This is a genomic window from Legionella sp. PATHC039 (assembly GCF_026191275.1).
In the GTDB taxonomy this organism is placed as follows: domain Bacteria; phylum Pseudomonadota; class Gammaproteobacteria; order Legionellales; family Legionellaceae; genus Legionella; species Legionella pneumophila.
This window is the reverse complement of the sequence record NZ_JAPHOP010000001.1, coordinates 2872592-2890480: the sequence shown is the minus strand read 5'-3', so window position 1 is coordinate 2890480 and position 17889 is coordinate 2872592. Positions and strand designations below refer to the sequence as shown.

Genomic DNA, 17889 nt, shown 5'->3' with positions numbered 1-17889 from the left:
AGATGACCGTTTCATGGAGTTACGACACATTGTTATTCTTCAATTGTTATTCTTCAATTGTTATTCTTCAATTGTTATTCTTCAATTTGACAAAAATGAAAACGAGTCTATATTTAAAGAGTTGCACAATTTTTTATCTGCTATTCGCTATTACATAGATAATTTATGGATAAATTATACAGCGAGCCATTAAAGCGAAAAAAATGTTTCATGGAGAGAGCAATGAACAGACACGATGTTAAAGCGATCCACTCTTATGTTGTAGATGAAGAAAAGAAAAAAATCTCCTTAAAATTAATAAATAAATTATATCGCTTCCTCTCCAAGTATTATCACCTGGCCAGCCAAGAAGAATTTATACGTTTCATCATACAGCCTGATTTGTATGGGGAATTAACGGTTCTCTATGGAGAAAATAAAGAAATAGCCGGATTCAGCCGTAACTGCAGACAATCTGTTGATCTGGGAAAAAAACAAGTGACTTGTTATATCGCTTATTTGTATCTAAATCCTGAATACCAAATTCACGCATCTATTAAAAGTGCCGGCCTCACTCAGGCGATAAAATACAAGTTAGCCAATCCTCACGAGGAATTGGTTTACATAGCATTTGCCAACAACCCGTTAACTTACGAATTTATTTATCAATTAAGTGACCTAATATATCCTAAACCACTACAAAGGGTTCCAGATCAAATATTGACCGTTCTAAACGCCCTTAAAAAACAAAACGGCTGGATTTCAACCAATAATCATCCTATGGTTGTCAATTCCCCACTGGTTCCTTTAAGAAGCCAGCTCTCAAGAATTAATGAAGAGAGCAGTGAATTAAAAGAGTTTTATATCTCAGCCAATCCGGATTATTTGCAAGGAAACTCCGTGTTAGTCTATATGCCTTTGCATTTGGCTAACATAGGCTATGGATTGAATCATTATGATTCTGACCCCTACCATAATCAGAAACAGCATCATCAAGGACCCTCTCACCGTAAATGCTCTCCTGATCCCGATTTGAGGAATTAAAGTGAAAGGAATACACATTAGAACTTGCCTTTAATCCAGTAGAACCCTCTAATTTCTTTTCAGGAGCCTGGTGCGCCCTCATCTCCTTCATTTGTTTGCCGATATATATTAGTTTACTCTCCAAATTAACCACTTTCGAGAGCAAATCCGAAGTAGTCATTACCTTTTCATCAAGGTTGTTTAGCTTTTTCAATTCTTTGTCCATCTTGGACTTTCCACATAATTTTTCTATTTTATCCTCATCCAAACCAAACCATTCGCTAACCAGTTTATTTACTCCTACGCGTTGCACATACCAGTACAAACTAAAGGCAGCCAAGCCGACAATCACACTAAATAATAAAACTGGCCAAAATGTAGGTGTAACAGAAGTCATAACCAGAGCCAGCATGAATGTCGCTACTGATTGTCCGGCAAAAAAACCTCCACCAAAAAAGAGTATTCCAGATACTCCAGAAACAATTGTTTTAGCAACATCCATTTTGGGGCTATTCAGTGCCAAATCAAATTTTTTGCCTGCTTTTACTAGAGAGTTGACACGGTCTTGCAGGATAACAAGGATTAAATGAAACTCATTCAACTCATCCATTGACATAGAAGCAAGAGAATAATTGTCAATTTTTTTTCTAATCGCCTTAATTTCTTCCATTTGTGACAGGTATAAATCCAATAGCTTGGGAGTATCAGTTAATTTTATTTCCAGGTTTTGAGAAACCTGGACTAAATCAAACCCATAAAATACAACGACAGATAAAGCGGAAAATAAAATACCTGCACAAAGGACAACCCAGGCAGGAAAAGATAATACAGCCATCATGGTTGTAATGCTGTCAAACCCCTCGCATGCGGCTAATAATGTCCCAGCTATTGCCAAAAGCCAGAATTTCAACTTATTAGAGACAGGAGGTTCTTTTTCTGCAGGCTTGATTTCCTCATCCAATCCATTCAATGAAGTACTTAAGTCACGTAACAACTCGGCATACAAAGCTGCCTCTATAAATTCTCTTTTCTTTTTTATTGTTTTTGAAGTTTTGGATGATTTGGACAGATTACTGGCAAGTAGTTGAGTTAAGGATGAAAAATCAATCGACGAACTCCCATTTACTAAATTGGAAGGCCCAGACCCACCCAAATTTAAGTAATCGTTTAATAATTCCAGAGAACGCTGGCTTAGCTTAATTTTTTTTTCAAGCCCCACTTTATACTCCAAGCAAATTAACTCACAGAACCTGAGAACCTTAACCCGGTAATGATTAAGGAAAGATTGATTGCAAGTACATATTTTATACATTTTTTATTAAATTAACATTAAGAGATATGTAATAGGACAAAAATAAAAAACGGCAATTGGTGATATTAAAACCAACTCAATTGCCGAAAAGGGAAATAAACAAACCTAGTGACTGGGGATATAGGTCGTAGAGTATTCTACTGTTTCTATATCCTTATCCCCTTCCAAGGAAGGGACTGTAATATAGCGGCTTAGCCGAGGTGATACTAACCACATAATAACTGCAATCAATAGAGTAACAAGACCAATACAGGCAAATACATCAGAATAAATCAATAAAGACTCAACCCCTGGCTTGATGTTCTCTGGAAGTGCTGTAAAAGACGCAACTGTTGCGCCAATAAACCCTGCCACTGCAGAGGTTAAAAACCACATTCCCATAACAAACCCTGCGTTAGTAGCAGGCACTAATTCAGCAACCATAGCAACACCCAGGGCTGATACTAATAACTCGCCTAGACTTTGGAATAAATAACTGAAAATCATCCACCAGGAAGAAACCATGCCATTTCCAACATAAAAATAACGGGCAAAATACAGCATTAAAAAGCTCACTGCACACATAGTCATGCCGAATGCAAATTTATAAGGTATGGAAAATACAATATTATGTTGATGTAATTTTCTATAGAAATAAGCTAATACTGGACTCATTAATACAATCCATATTGGATTCAGAGCTTGAAAGCTCTGCGGATCAATAGTGATGCCAAGGAAAGTAGGTATTACATTATTGACAGCGAACAAATTTAATGAAGTAGGCATTTGTTGGTATAAAGTAAAAAATATAACTGCTTCGATCATTAAAACCAAAGCGACTAGCATTCTCATAAAAGAAGCATGGCCTTGTTTGCGCATTAAATAGATATAAATACACACTACGAACAGAGTAATACCCCACAACAAATTTTTGGCAAGCATGACATGTTGTAATAAGTACGCGGATATTCCAGTAAGCATTAAAACACCGGCTACTATTATTCCCCAGTGAAGAACTGTTATTTTACGAAGGTCAGCCTTTGTATTGACATGAGCTATATGTTGTCGTTGATACCAATAATTCACAATACCCAGAATCAAACCGATTGCACTAATCATGTAAGCATAAGAGTAACCATAAGCGCTTGACACTGCTGGTCCGACGAATAATGCAACCATACTGCCCAGATTAATAGCCATATAATAAAGGGTAAAACCACCGTGTAATCGCGGGTCATTGTCATCATAGCATTTGGATAACAAATTCGATGGATTAGCTTTGAACAGCCCATTACCTACACAAATCAAACCTAACGCAAGAAACACATGCTGCTTATCCGTGACCGCGAGAGAAAAATAACCCAGAGCCAGAACAACGAGCCCAAGCACTATGGTTCGTTTGGTGCCAAGAATCCTGTCTCCTAAATATCCACCAATAACCACCATCCCATACACCAGAGCAGAATAAGCACCAAAGGTATAGTAAGACTCTAAATCGCTATAACCCAGGTAGCGAATAAAATAAAGAGTAAGAATTCCCTGAACGGTATAGAATCCGAATCGCTCCCACAATTCCAACATAAAAATCATTTGAAATGCACGAGGTTGCTCACGAAATAAATTCAGCATGAATTTTCATTCCTTAGTAGTAATTTTTTTAACTTAAAGGAAATTCTTCTTTTTTGCAATGCGGATTTAAATTTTAGGGATGTCAGGGTGCTCTATATCTGACTCGCTTTCTCCATCCTTATCATCATTCTCTTTTGCTGATGGTTTTCTGGAACCCAACGTTCTTGGAGAAGGGGGTGGAGATGAAAAATGCTGAAGATCCTCTGGGAGCACTTCCTCTATTTCCTCGTTTTTTTCCGCTCTTACCTTTTCCTTGAGCCTGTCGATATTGACTGATAACCCTACCAGTACATCCTCGGTTGATTCATGTACCGGTTTATACTCCTCTGAATCCGCAGAAATCGGCGTCTCAGCATCTATTGGCGGTAAAACAAACTCATTATCGATTTGCAAAGAATCTTCTATTTTTTCTTCTTCCTCATGACTTAAAGTCGGTTTGTTATCTATATCTTGTGATTCGGCACTCTCACTTGGGGTCGATTTTAATTTATTGTAGAGCCAGATAGCGGTTGCTTTAACTAATGGCGAGCTTACCCTGGCCACGAAATACGCTCCGCCCAAAATGGCTATCCCAGCCAACATTCCTCCACCAACTGGCGGGAAAAATAAAGTCACAGCCAAGGCTGCAATAGTAAGAGCAGATAAAGCAACCGCGACAGTCCTGTCAACAACCTTCATTGTATCTAAATTTTTGATTTGTTGTTCTAATTGCAACTCTTCGTTTTTTAAACCCTGAATTTGTTTTTTCTGCCTGTTATAGTCCTCCTGGACAACTGATATTTCATATAAAATAGCTGCTATCTGTTCTTCATTGTCAGCGCTTTGTAAAAGGGATTCTAAATGCTTGGCTTTATCCTGAATTTTCAGCATTTCATCCTCTTCTCTTATTATCTCCGCTTTTAACTTTTTCCTTTCCCTGCCTAGTTGATAGCGTTCGTAAAGAGTTTTTCCTAATAAAAACGTACCTACACCGAAACTTAGGCCTGCTGCAGCAAAAGCGATATAAGGAGCTGCTACCGGAACTGCCAATGCGGTTATTGTCAATCCTAACAATACTGCGGAATAAAGCCATTTTGCATTATTACTCAAATTAACAGGCACTTCTTCGCCTAGCAAATAAGCTGATAAATAAATAATAGGAATGCGCAGAAAATCAAAACCGGCCATGGCCAAACCACCAAAGGCAAAACCGTGAGCTAAAGATTCTTTGCCCGGGGTATGGGATATACTAGTAATTCGCTCACCAATTTTGACAGCTACGTCACCTGTGTCATCAATCGTTTTTAAAAATTTTGACAGCAAAGGAATCCGTTTTGTTGCTTTTTTTAATAGTGATGCTTTATCTAAAGGAGTCAACGGATATTCAATAGGAACTTGCATCGCCTGTAACAGATGAAGAGTCTTTTCTATTTCAAATTTTCTGAATCTTTCGTCTTTTGTAATTCCCATGATAATGACTCAAGAAAAGTATCGATTTAATTTAAGTATATCAATTCATAATTAAGAAAAGATGACATCGATAATTCTTTCTTGCTAATTAGCCCAGATTTCAACTATATTTCAAATTATAATAAATAAAATAAAACATGATGGCTAAAAAAGCTCTATATTTGGCAGGTGGCGGTGCTCGAGGCGCTTATCAAGCAGGGGTACTCAAGGCAATCGGGCATATTTTACAAACCAAAACGCTACCTTTTGACTTGGTAAGTGGTGTCAGCGTAGGAAGCGTCAATGCGGCCGTACTTGCTGAAAATGCCAATGATTTTCCTGCTGCCCTGGATAAACTCGAAGCCATTTGGGGTGAAATTCATTGTCAGCAAATCTACAAGGCAAGTAATTACGAATTGAGTAAATCCGTAATGCGTAATTTAAGCACCTTGATTATCAAACAGCGTCAATCAGGGCATTTGCTTGATACAACACCATTACGGCAATTTCTGGAAGAAAATATTGACTTCACACGAATTGAACAAAATATTCAAGAAGGATACCTCGATACTTTCGAAGTCTTAAGCGCCTGTTATGAAACACATCAAACCATCTCCTTTTATGCCCATAATCATTCAGAATTTGAAGATTGGAATTATCCCCGTCATAGCAGCCAACGCGCGGTAATCAACGCCCAGCATATTCTGGCATCAAGTGCCTTACCACTATTCTTCCCCCCTGTTAGTCTCAATGGATTCCATTATGGCGATGGAAGCATAGGTTTGGTCGCCCCCCTTCGTGGAGCTATTCGTTTTCAAGTAGATAGAATTCTCATTTTAGGTACTCGAGAATTACCAGAGTTTACTGACCCAGAAACCTTACGTAATGGTGAAATTGCTTTCGCTCATATTTTGGGCAACATGATGAATGGTCTTTTCTTAGACAACCTGGATAGGGATATTGAAATGGTCAATCGTATGAATGAAATAGCTACTCTACTATCCATGTGGAAAAAACGACGCTCTCCCTGGAGACCCATCTCAACTTTGCATTTACGTCCAAGTCGAGCAATGGCGTCAGTAGCCCAAAGCCATTACACCAGCATGCCAGTATTGCTTCGATTTTTATTAAATATTATGGGGGCCACCAGTCACTCCGGTGATCTGCTTAGCTTTTTACTCTTTGAAAAAGAATTCACTCGCGAATTACTGGAATTAGGCTACCAGGACACCATTGCAGCAGCCGCAGAAGTGAGCGCTTTTTTTAGTTAGCCAGAGTTTGGTTGCAAAAGCACATCTAGCTGTTATGCAAGCTTCCAATTTAAAAAGATCGCAGGTGTTCTAATATTTTTTGGGTAGAAGGCATAACTTTGTTCCATATAAAGAATGCTTCGGCAGCTTGCTCTACTAACATACCTAATCCATCAACTGCTTCGCACCCTCCATTACGAGCATATTGAACAAAGGCGGTGCTTGTTTTTTGATTATAAGCCAAATCATAACAAAATGGTTTATGGGATAACACTTCTTCAGGTAATACAATGGCCTGATCTGACAAACTCGCAGAAGTGGCATTGATGATTAAATCAAAGGACTCCGATAATTCATCTAAACTTTTGACATTGATTTGAGGAAATTGACGCTGTAATTCTTCTGCCTTTTCCAAAGTCCGATTAGCAACAATTAATTGTAACGGTTTCGCTTCCAATAAAGGAAAAATAATTCCTCTTGCAGCTCCGCCAGCCCCCAGAATCAGAATTTTTTTATCCTTTAACTCAAGAAATCGAGATAAATCACGTATTAACCCAATACCATCGGTATTATCAGCATGTAATTGATTTTCCTTCATCCATAGGGTGTTTGCTGCTCCAGCCAGGGAGCATCTTTGCGTGCGTACTTTTGCTAATTCATAAGCGCGTTGTTTATAAGGTAAAGTGACATTAAGCCCTTTGCCATACTGGATAAAAAAATCGGAGATTTGTTGTTCAAACTTGACATCATCACCCAGGATTTTTTCATAAATCAATTCAATTTGAGTTTGTTGGGCAAACATTTGATGAATGACAGGAGACAAACTATGTGCAATTGGATTACCTATCACTGCAAAATGATGAAGCACGAAAACTCCTTTATCCTATAGGTTTCATTGGTTTTCCTAATTATAAACTGTTCTCACGCAACAAGTACATCAATCCATGTTGTTCTTATATCGCGCCCCGATGCTCAAGCTGAAAAATTAATTTATGAATTTTGTAAGTTTTGTTTGCGCAAATAAAAGGATAAAAATCGTTTAAATCGTGCTGAATCTGCCTATAGCAAAATCCAGCACACTTTAATTCATCCTATTTTTCCTCAACAATCAGACTCTTATCTACAACCTCGCGCAAATCCCGTGACAAATCCAGTTTTGTAAGCTGCTCCAACTGGTTCTGTATTAACTTTTGTCTTGGTTCACCATAACTTCGCCAGCGAGTAAAGGGGGTAGCCAAGCGCGCGGCGATTTGAGGATTTAGTTTGTCCAGTTTAATCAATACCTCACTTAAAAAGACATATCCGCTGCCATCCAACGCATGGAAGTTTCTGGGGTTAGCCATACAAAAAGCGCCAACCAGCGCCCGAACTTTATTCGGATTTTTAATACAAAAAGCAGGATGTTGGGTTAGTTTTTTGACATGATCTAAGGTACCTGGTAACTCACATGCCGCTTGCATCGCAAACCACTTATCCAGTACCAATTCATTATGAGACCATTGTTTATAAAATCCTTCTATGGCTTCGTTTCGGTGAGATTCCCTGGAGCAATTGACTAGTAAGCTGCAACTGGCAATTTGATCCGTCATGGTACGAGAAGTCTTGAATTGTTCTCGGCATAATTCTAAAGCATCTGATTCTTTCGATTTCATCATCAACCATAAACAAACATTTCTTAATTTTCTGCGTCCATAAGCTTGGCCATGCATGCGATGATCTTCTACTTCCCATAATTCTTTATAAAAATCAGACGCCTTGGTGTATAAGCCCAATCCTAATTGTTGACGGAAATAATCTCGCACCGATTCAACCTTGCTGACATCAACCAATTTCATGGTAGCTGCCACTTCTTCAAATCCTGGAGGTGTCAACAACTCTGCCCTGAGATCCATATTAAGAGATTCATCAAGCAGAACATGCTGAAAGGCAGCAACAAGAGTTTTAGAGACTTGCCATTCACTGGCTGGCAATTTCAAGTTTTCATTGAGACAGTTAAGAACCAGGCGTTGTGCCGCATCCCACTTGGAATATCCATCCGTTTCATAACGCAATAAAAATAACAAGTCATCCTGATCCAGATCATCATAAATTTTCACAGGAGCTGAGAATTCTCTTAATAGCGAGACAACAGGCTTTTCATTTAGCCCAGAAAAAATAAAGCGTTGCTCCGTTTCCTTTAACTCCAGAAGCTCTTTTTCTATGGGAATCATTTCCCCTTTCAAATCAAATAATGCAATGCGAACCGGGATATGAAATGGCTTTTTCTCATGGCACTCAGGCGTAGGAGGACAATTTTGTTTCATGGTAATTTCCAATCGTCCTTCTGAAAAATGGCTGAGAACGCGCACTTCAGGTGTCCCTGCCTGGCTATACCAGAGTTTGAATTGCGTTAAGTCAATTCCGTTGGCATCTTCCATGGCAGCAACAAAATCATCAATGGTTACGGCATGGCCATCATGGCGTTTGAAATAAAGATCCATGCCTCTTCGAAACCTCTCCTTGCCTAACAAAGTATGTTGCATTCGAATCACTTCTGCTCCTTTGTTATATACTGTCGCCGTATAAAAATTATTAATTTCCTGATAGGATTCCGGCCTTACTGGATGCGCCATGCTCCCGGCGTCCTCGGGAAACTGAGCACTGCGCAATACTTTAACGTCCATAATCCGATTAACATCACGAGAATTCATATCCCGAGAAAACTCCTGATCCCGGAATACAGTCAATCCCTCTTTTAAACTTAACTGGAACCAATCGCGACAAGTCACACGATTCCCTGTCCAGTTATGGAAATACTCATGGCCTACTACACCTTCAACATCCGCGAAATCTTGATCAGTGGCGGTTTCAGGGCGAGCGAGGATGTATTTGGAATTAAATATATTCAATCCTTTGTTTTCCATTGCTCCCATATTGAAATCGCTCACCGCAACTATCATATAAATATCTAAATCGTACTCACGGCCATAAACCTCTTCATCCCATTTCATGGCTTTTTTTAGTGACTCCATGGCATGAGAGCACTTGTCTTCATTCCCCGGCTCTACATAAATCCGTAAATCAACAGCCCTGCCAGAGCAAGTAACGAAACTATCTCTAACGCAAGCTAAATTACCCGCTACCAAAGCGAATAAATAAGAGGGCTTCTTGAAAGGATCCTCCCAAATCACCCAATGACGTCCATCCGCTGTTTCTCCGGTATCGATTAAATTACCGTTAGACAATAAAATCGGATATTGCTTTTTATCTGCAGTAATTCGTGTAGTAAAAGTTGCCAAAACATCGGGTCTATCAAGATAATAGGTAATTCGTCTGAAACCTTCTGCTTCGCATTGAGTACAGAATAAATGGTTAGAACGATAAAGTCCTGATAATTGAGTATTTTCTTGAGGTTTAATGCGAGTCACAATATTAAGTACTATTTCATCCGGGCATTCCTCTATAATAAGAGCATCTTTCGTCAACACATACTTCTCATGTTCTAACGGTCGCCCATTTAAATGCAAAGCAATTAATTCCAGCTCTTCGCCATACAAATGCAAAGCGCCATCCTTTTGACGTGTTAACTTAAGAGTGCTGTTCACTAGAGCATGGTCATCATACAAATCAAAATTCAATTCCACAGTCTCAACTGTAAAAGAAGGCGGTTGATAATTCTTCAAATAAATGGTCGTGTCTGGCATAGTCATTGCTTCCTATAAAAAAACGAATAAGTTTATTGATTTATGTATTAAATTAAGTGGTTAGTCTACTATACTATGAATTAAAAGAAGTAATTTTTGTTTTTATACAGGAAAGTGTAAAAAAAGAATCACATTATATCCTTCTCAGGGTTAAGTAAAAGGGGATGGCGCATGAATACACAAGATTTTTTAGCGGGTTATACCAAACGATTTGTTGATAACAAAGAAGAAGACATGAGTTTGGATGAATATCTGGAGTTGTGCAAAACGGACCCGACAGCATATGCCAACCCAGCAGAACGTTTGCTTATGGCGATAGGCGAGCCTGAATTGATCGATACCCGACATGATCCGGTTCTATCACGAATTTTCTCAAATAAAATAATACATCATTATGATGTTTTTAAAGATTTTTATGGAATGGAAGAACCCATTGAGCAAATCGTTGGCTTTTTGAAGCATGCTGCGCAAGGGTTAGAGGAAACAAAACAGGTTTTATATCTTTTGGGGCCTGTTGGCGGTGGTAAATCCTCCATTGCAGAAAAATTGAAAGATTTAATGGAAAGAGTCCCTTTTTATGCAATCAAAGGTTCTCCTGTCTTTGAATCTCCACTATCATTATTTAACCCCTTGGAAGATGGTGAATTACTTAGAGAACGTTTTGGTATCCCAACACGCTACCTACGCTATTTAATGTCCCCCTGGGCAGTCAAGCGATTACAGGAATACAATGGCGACATCAGCAAATTCCGGGTTATTAAAGTCAAGCCTTCTCGACTCAAGCAAATTGCCATCGCAAAAACAGAACCTGGCGATGAAAACAATCAAGACATTTCTTCTCTGGTTGGTAAAGTCGATATACGTAAATTGGAAGAATTTTCTCAAGATGATCCTGATGCTTACAGCTACTCTGGAGGCTTGTGTCGAGCCAACCGCGGGCTTTTGGAGTTCGTTGAAATGTTTAAGGCACCGATCAAGGTCCTTCATCCTTTGCTGACCGCAACGCAAGAAGGGAATTACAATGCCACAGAAGGGCTTTCAGCTATTCCTTTTGAAGGAATTATACTAGCCCACTCCAATGAATCAGAATGGCAATCATTTAGAAACAATAAAAATAACGAGGCATTTATAGACCGAATCAACATAGTCAAAGTGCCTTATTGCCTGCGTGTTTCTGAAGAAATCAAAATCTACCAAAAACTAATCCATAACAGTTCTTTAGCCAATGCCCCTTGCGCACCTGGTACACTGGATATGCTAGCCCAGTTTTCTGTATTAACCCGTTTAAAAGAGCCACAAAACTCCAGTATTTACTCCAAAATGCGCGTGTATAATGGAGAGAGTTTGAAAGATACCGATCCCAAGGCAAAATCGTATCAGGAGTATAGAGATTTCGCAGGGGTTGACGAAGGGATGAGCGGAATATCCACGCGGTTTGCCTTCAAAATCCTTTCAAAAGTATTCAATTTTGATCATACTGAAGTGGCAGCGAACCCGGTTCATTTAATGTATGTGCTGGAACGCCAAATCGAGCAGGAACAATTTCCTCAAGAGCTACATGAAACCTACTTGAACTTCATTAAAGAATACTTGGCAACCAAATACGTCGATTTTATAGGCAAGGAAATTCAAACCGCTTACCTGGAATCCTATTCTGAGTATGGGCAGAACATATTTGACCGTTACATTACCTATGCTGATTTCTGGATTCAAGATCAGGATTATCGTGATCCGGATACTGGCGAGATATTTGACAGGGCCTTATTAAACCTGGAACTGGAGAAAATCGAAAAACCGGCAGGGATCTCCAATCCTAAAGACTTCCGTAATGAAGTAGTCAATTTCGTACTGCGCGCTCGGGCAAATAACCGAGGAAAAAACCCTGTATGGAATAGCTATGAAAAACTAAAATCAGTGATTGAGAAAAAAATGTTTACCAATACGGAAGATTTGTTACCCGTTATTTCTTTCAATGCCAAAGCATCTGAGGAAGATAAGAAAAAACACGAAGAGTTTATCTCTCGAATGGTAGAAAAAGGCTACACACGAAAACAAGTTCGCTTACTTTGTGAATGGTATTTGAGAGTAAGGAAGTCACAATAATAGGTAGGATCATTCATAACTCGATAGGTTATGAAATACAGTCAGGGTTAATAAGTATCTATCTGAAAAGATCAAGTAGAATCCTAAATTCAGATACTACTTACAACCTGGCTAACAAAAAACTGACCTGCAGAAGATGTGGAGCTAACAATTATGTCGCAATTAATTGATAGACGACAAAATGCTGGAAAAAAAAGCACGGTTAATCGCCAACGTTTTTTACGCCGCTATAAAAGCCAAATTAAAAAAGCAGTTTCTGAGGCTGTCGGAAAACGGAGTATCACTGAAATTGATCAGGGCGAACAAATTACCATACCAGCTAAAGACATTTATGAACCTCAATTCCATAGAGGCCATGGTGGCCATATAGAACGTGTACTACCAGGAAATGATAATTTTATCGCCGGAGATCGGGTAAAAAGACCCAGTGGCGGTGGTGCTGGAGGAGCTGGAGGTAACGCCAGCGATAGTGGAGAAGGCGAAGATAATTTTGTTTTTGAATTATCTCGAGAAGAGTTTTTGGAACTCTATTTTGAAGATCTGGAACTACCCGATTTGGTAAAAAAAGAACTAGCAAGAATTAGCACTTATAAAACAGTAAGAGCTGGCGTAACCACCAGTGGAATACCTAACAACATTAATGTCCTTCGCTCAATGAAACAAGCGACAGGACGCCGTGTCGCTTTAGCCTCCCCCTATAAAAGGAGATTAAAGGAAGCAGAAGAAGAGCTTGAACGGCTGAAACAATTAGCCAATCCAGACAAAATAGACTTATTGAAACTTGAAAGAGACATTGAATTTTTCAAAAAAAAGATACAAACTGTACCATTTATAGACACAATCGATCTGCGTTATAATCACCGTGTGCGTGTGCCTTCACCATCTACACAAGCAGTGATGTTTTGCGTAATGGACGTATCAGGTTCCATGGATGAAGCAAAAAAAGACATAGCAAAACGCTTTTTCATCCTACTCTATATGTTTCTTACCAAAAATTACGAAAAAATTGAATTGGTTTTTATTCGCCATCACACCTCAGCCAAAGAAGTTAATGAAGAGGAATTTTTTTATTCGCGCGAGACTGGCGGGACTGTTGTTTCCAGTGCCCTGGAGTTATTAAACACCATCATCGAGGCACGCTACCCTCCTCAAGCCTGGAATATTTATGTTGCCCAAGCATCAGATGGCGATAATTGGAATGCCGACTCTCCTTATTGTCAGGAGGTGCTGCAGGAAAAAATTATGCCTTTATTGCAATATTTTGCCTATATTGAAATTATGCCCCGTCATCATCAAAGTTTGTGGGAAGTATATCAACAAGTAAAAGAACGTTATCCTAATTTTGCCATGGAAAATATTGATAATGTTGCCGATATTTATCCGGTATTTCGCGAATTATTTAAAAGGAAAACGGTATGAGAAAAAAGCCTCTATCAACTGGTGCAGAATGGACTTTCGAGTTAATACAGGCCTATGATCGCGAAATTGCACGCATCGCCAAAAGCTTTAATTTGGATACCTATCCAAACCAAATTGAAATCATTACCGCTGAACAAATGATGGATGCCTATTCTTCGGTGGGTATGCCTATCGGTTACCACCATTGGTCTTTTGGAAAACATTTTGTCAGTGTTGAGAAAAGCTACAAAAGAGGACAAATGGGCTTGGCCTATGAGCTTGTAATTAATTCCAATCCCTGTATTTCTTATTTAATGGAAGAAAATACCATGGCTATGCAAGCCTTGGTTATCGCTCACGCATGCTATGGCCACAATTCTTTTTTTAAGAACAATTACTTATTTAAAATGTGGACTTCTGCGGATGCTATTATTGACTATCTGGTATTCGCCAAAAAATACATCAGCGATTGTGAGGAACGCTACGGAATAGATGCGGTAGAACCAGTGCTTGATGCTTGCCATGCCCTTATGAATTACGGGGTTGATCGGTACAAACATCCCACACCCTTATCTATCCAGGAAGAAAAAATTCGACAGCAAAACCGTGAAATCTACATGCAATCGCAAGTTAATGAGCTGTGGAGAACGATACCTTTCAGTAAGCAAATCGATAAAAACGGACAAAAAAAACGCTTTCCAGAAGAGCCTCAGGAAAATATTCTCTATTTTATAGAAAAAAATGCCCCTTTATTAGAGCCTTGGCAGAGAGAAATAGTGCGTATAGTAAGAAAACTGGCCCAATATTTTTATCCTCAGGGACAAACTAAAGTGATGAATGAAGGGTGGGCCTGCTTTTGGCATTATACTATTTTGCATGCTTTGTATGACGAAGGTTTAGTGACTGATGAATTTATGCTGGAAATACTGCAAAGTCATACCAATGTCATCATGCAACCAGCCTATAATAGCCCTTATTACAATGGTATTAATCCATACACCCTTGGCTACCACATGATGCAAGACATCAAACGAATTTGTGAAAACCCAACGGACGAAGACAAAAAGTGGTTTCCCTACCTCGCGAATACCGATTGGCTCACAAGCCTTGATACGGCGATGCGCAACTACAAAGATGAAAGTTTTATCGCTCAATACCTGTCACCAAAACTTATACGAGATTTAAAACTGTTCCATATTGTTGATGACGACCGAAACTCCGAATTATACATCAATGCCATTCACGACGAATGGGGATATCAGCAAATCAGAGAAGCATTATCCAGACAATACAATCTGGGTTATCTGGAGCCTGATATCCAAGTCTACTCCGTTGATTTGCAAGGAGATCGTTCTTTGACTTTAAGGTACTCCCAACAAAACAGAGCACCACTTGGAAGCTCAACTAATGAAGTATTAAAGCACTTACATTATTTATGGCAATTTCCGGTCATATTGCAGGCAATAGATGGGGAAAATAAGATCACTGAGGAATTTAGTTGTCCGCCTCGAAATACAAATAAAACAGGGGAAACTAATTAGACCTCTTGCATGACCTGATTCAAAATAGCTATTTATTAGCTTCCTATCATGTACAAGGGTACATATCTATCCTTTTTCTTCTCTATATCTCGCCCGTGATTTCCTGCGAACTGCCTAATCCTGGCCTACCTATTCCTACTCTTATTGCCTCCTTCGGCAGCAGTTAATTTGAAGCAATTTCTAAGCTTTTTATTTATTTGGCAGAAAAATTCAATATTTAATTAGCATGCTAGCATTGGCACCACATCCATTATGTAAAAAATAATCTAGGCTGTTAAGAACAATATTTTGATGACTCCCTGGAGTGCTGTGTTGCACCTTTCTTATTTTCATATGGTTTCTTTATCATCGATTTATGCTCAACTTGCCTGACGTCCTTGTCTCGCATTGTTTTTTACTTGGCTAATGCAGATAAATAATCCAGAACACAATACATTTTTTTATTAAGTTCAGTAAAATCAATAGATAGCAATTGTAATACATCCTGAATATAATTTCCTGGCTTTAGATCATTAGGGCAGTTTATAATCATATTTTGTACCAACTCTTTAGTCATTTCCATATGAAATTGAAGTGCGTACACTCGATCACCATATCGAATTGCTTGTCGTGGACATCCGTTGCTTGCGGCTAATAATATAGCGCCAGCAGGAATAGCTGGCATGTCATTATGCCAATGCATTACATCAAATATTTTTGGGAAAAAACCAAAAATTGGATCTTGTTCACCTTCGTTTGTGAGCTGCACAGGGAAAATACCTATTTCTTTATTTGGACTAGGTTCTGTTTTAGCACCTAAACTTTCAGCGATTAGTTGTGCACCTAAACAAATGCCCAATACTGTTTTTTTGCTATTGATAGCTTGTCGAATCAAAGCGATTTCGTCTCTCAAATAAGGATATTTATCCAATTCCATTGTACTTTGTGGACCACCCATAATGATAAGAAAGTCTATTTCAGATAGATCCGGTAGCTTTTCTTCCCTATAAGTATGAGTAGAATTAATCTGATATCCTCTTTCAATTGCCCAGTTCACAATAGCGCCTGGATTTTCAAAAGGGGCATGTTGGATAAGCTGTATCTTCATTATACACCTACTTTTATAGCGTTAGCACTCATTAATCGTCTGAGCTCTTCAAGCGACTTGCCTTCTAACGGTTTAAGTGGATGGCGTGGAACACCTGCATTCAATCCTCTAAGAATAAGACCTGCCTTCACTGTAGTTGCCAATCCTCCGTTCACAATAAAACGCAGTAAAGGCAACATTGAATAAAACAATTTGCGGGATTCCTGCAAATTTCCCATTGCCACCGTCTCATATAAGGCTGCTGGTTGCCTATCAATTAAATTCGGAGCAGCGCTACACCAGCCTATCGCACCTGCAGCCAGAGCCTCTAGGGCCAAGATATTACTACCATTATAAAAGGGAATTTCACCGTGACTTTCATAAAAGAGGGTATGCATCCGTTGAATATCGCCAGAGCTCTCCTTTATCATGGTAATATTATCTATTTCTCGTGCCAACTTGAGTAACAAAGATGGAGACATATCCAAACCACTATTAGAGGGATTATTGTAAGCCATTATTGGTAAAGAAGTTTTTTCTGCAATCGCTGCAAAATAATCAAATATTTCTTGTTCGCTTAATTTCCAATAGGAAATAGGAATAATCATGAGAGCATCAGCACCTATTTTTTCAGCATATTGGGCTTTACGGATTGCAGCAGATGTTGTTAGCTCACTTATTCCAATAATGACAGGAGTATGTTTTGCGGCTTTCTGAACACCCTTGAGAGCAACAAGTTGCCACTCCTCCTCACTAAGATAAGCACTTTCACCAGCACTTCCCAAAAAACTGATAGCAGAAGGGGCAGTAAAGAGTAAATGCTCTGTCACTTGATCGAAAGCATCTAAATCGAGGCTGTTATCATCTTTCGAAAAGGGAGTAACAGCATAGGCAATGATTCCTTTGGGTGGGTTAAACATTATTGTTATTTCCTATAGCTAGATGACTCTCTTCGCGAATTGCCAGGCAGCCAAGATTTTGCAGCATAGGCGTGTTTTCACAAGCCAGATATTTTGCCGATTTTTGGTTATCTTGATTCACATGGTGATGCCATGCCCAAACAGGGATATAAATTGCATCGCCTTTTTCCCATTCCACACAAGTGTCTTCAATGACACTGTAGCCTTTACCCTCCAATACAAACAATATCGTCTCATAAGTATGGCGATGACGATTTGAACGTCCATCAGGATCTAAGCTTCCAATTGTTATGCTTATAGTATGGGAAGGTAAATCCACGAAGTGTACCGGATGTTTACGCTCTGCTGAATAATTCGTATTTTTGCCATTGCCCTCCACATTTTGGTGCTTTAATTTTTCGGGTAATTCTACAGTAATTGTTGGTGGTGTTTTATCAAAATCTGCAGAATGAAATTTTTTCATGACAGACATGCTATCTCCTCTTATGGTATTAAAGAACTGAAGTATAAAAATAAACTGCTTGCTATTTCTAATACTTTAGACCTATATTGCTATAGGTTAAACTTATGATGAGATT

Annotated in this window: 13 protein-coding genes; 5 read left to right on the top strand and 8 right to left on the bottom strand. The window is 38.9% G+C overall.

The window, feature by feature from the left end; genetic code table 11:
• The first annotated feature begins 222 nt into the window (after positions 1-222).
• Complete coding sequence (locus tag OQI99_RS13140; RefSeq protein WP_195911936.1) at positions 223-1023, top strand: hypothetical protein; 801 nt, start codon at positions 223-225, stop codon at positions 1021-1023.
• Here OQI99_RS13140 and lem29 read toward each other — a convergent pair.
• From lem29 to OQI99_RS13125, 3 genes are all read right to left on the bottom strand, one after another.
• Complete coding sequence (lem29, locus tag OQI99_RS13135; protein ID WP_265732128.1) at positions 908-2314, bottom strand: Dot/Icm T4SS effector Lem29; 1407 nt, start codon at positions 2312-2314, stop codon at positions 908-910. The two genes, OQI99_RS13140 and lem29, sit on opposite strands and share 116 nt — an antisense overlap.
• Before the next feature lie 105 nt (positions 2315-2419).
• Positions 2420-3922, bottom strand: coding sequence for an oligopeptide:H+ symporter (locus OQI99_RS13130; RefSeq protein ID WP_265732127.1), 1503 nt, complete (start codon positions 3920-3922; stop codon positions 2420-2422).
• Between the two features lie 66 nt (positions 3923-3988).
• A complete protein-coding gene (locus OQI99_RS13125; RefSeq protein WP_265732126.1) occupies positions 3989-5371 on the bottom strand; it encodes a hypothetical protein in 1383 nt (460 codons plus the stop codon).
• A 137-nt stretch (positions 5372-5508) separates the two neighbouring features.
• Between OQI99_RS13125 and OQI99_RS13120 the strand changes: the two genes are divergently transcribed.
• Complete coding sequence (locus tag OQI99_RS13120; protein WP_080447531.1) at positions 5509-6621, top strand: patatin-like phospholipase family protein; 1113 nt, start codon at positions 5509-5511, stop codon at positions 6619-6621.
• Between the two features lie 49 nt (positions 6622-6670).
• Here the strand turns inward: OQI99_RS13120 and aroE are convergent, their stop codons facing one another.
• Entirely contained in the window at positions 6671-7468 is a 798-nt protein-coding gene (aroE, locus tag OQI99_RS13115; protein ID WP_061514310.1) for a shikimate dehydrogenase, read from the bottom strand.
• 223 nt (positions 7469-7691) lie between these two features.
• The gene (gene pepN, locus OQI99_RS13110) at positions 7692-10283 is read right to left on the bottom strand and encodes an aminopeptidase N (protein ID WP_265732125.1); all 2592 of its coding nucleotides are present in this window, start codon (positions 10281-10283) and stop codon (positions 7692-7694) included.
• A 171-nt stretch (positions 10284-10454) separates the two neighbouring features.
• On the opposite strand from pepN, the gene OQI99_RS13105 reads away from it, so the two are divergent.
• The 3 genes from OQI99_RS13105 to OQI99_RS13095 all read left to right on the top strand — a co-directional run bounded on the left by OQI99_RS13105 (position 10455) and on the right by OQI99_RS13095 (position 15325).
• The gene (locus OQI99_RS13105) at positions 10455-12386 is read left to right on the top strand and encodes a PrkA family serine protein kinase (protein WP_061514308.1); all 1932 of its coding nucleotides are present in this window, start codon (positions 10455-10457) and stop codon (positions 12384-12386) included.
• Between the two features lie 153 nt (positions 12387-12539).
• Positions 12540-13805, top strand: coding sequence for a YeaH/YhbH family protein (locus tag OQI99_RS13100; protein WP_265732124.1), 1266 nt, complete (start codon positions 12540-12542; stop codon positions 13803-13805).
• Positions 13802-15325, top strand: coding sequence for a SpoVR family protein (locus OQI99_RS13095; RefSeq protein WP_265732123.1), 1524 nt, complete (start codon positions 13802-13804; stop codon positions 15323-15325). The genes OQI99_RS13100 and OQI99_RS13095 overlap by 4 nt, the downstream gene beginning before the upstream one ends.
• 394 nt (positions 15326-15719) lie before the next feature.
• Here the strand turns inward: OQI99_RS13095 and OQI99_RS13090 are convergent, their stop codons facing one another.
• From OQI99_RS13090 to OQI99_RS13080, 3 genes are read right to left on the bottom strand one after another with little or no spacing between them, the layout of a single operon-like run.
• Positions 15720-16412 carry a glutamine amidotransferase-related protein gene (locus OQI99_RS13090; protein WP_061513148.1) on the bottom strand — a complete coding sequence of 231 codons (693 nt, stop codon included), beginning with the start codon at positions 16410-16412 and terminating at the stop codon, positions 15720-15722.
• Positions 16412-17311: a dihydrodipicolinate synthase family protein gene (locus OQI99_RS13085; RefSeq protein WP_061513147.1), complete on the bottom strand. Its 900-nt coding sequence runs from the start codon at positions 17309-17311 to the stop codon at positions 16412-16414. Before OQI99_RS13085 ends, OQI99_RS13090 begins: the two co-directional genes overlap by 1 nt.
• Positions 17304-17783, bottom strand: coding sequence for a cupin domain-containing protein (locus tag OQI99_RS13080; protein WP_061513146.1), 480 nt, complete (start codon positions 17781-17783; stop codon positions 17304-17306). The genes OQI99_RS13085 and OQI99_RS13080 overlap by 8 nt, the downstream gene beginning before the upstream one ends.
• Between the last annotated feature and the right edge of the window lie 106 nt (positions 17784-17889).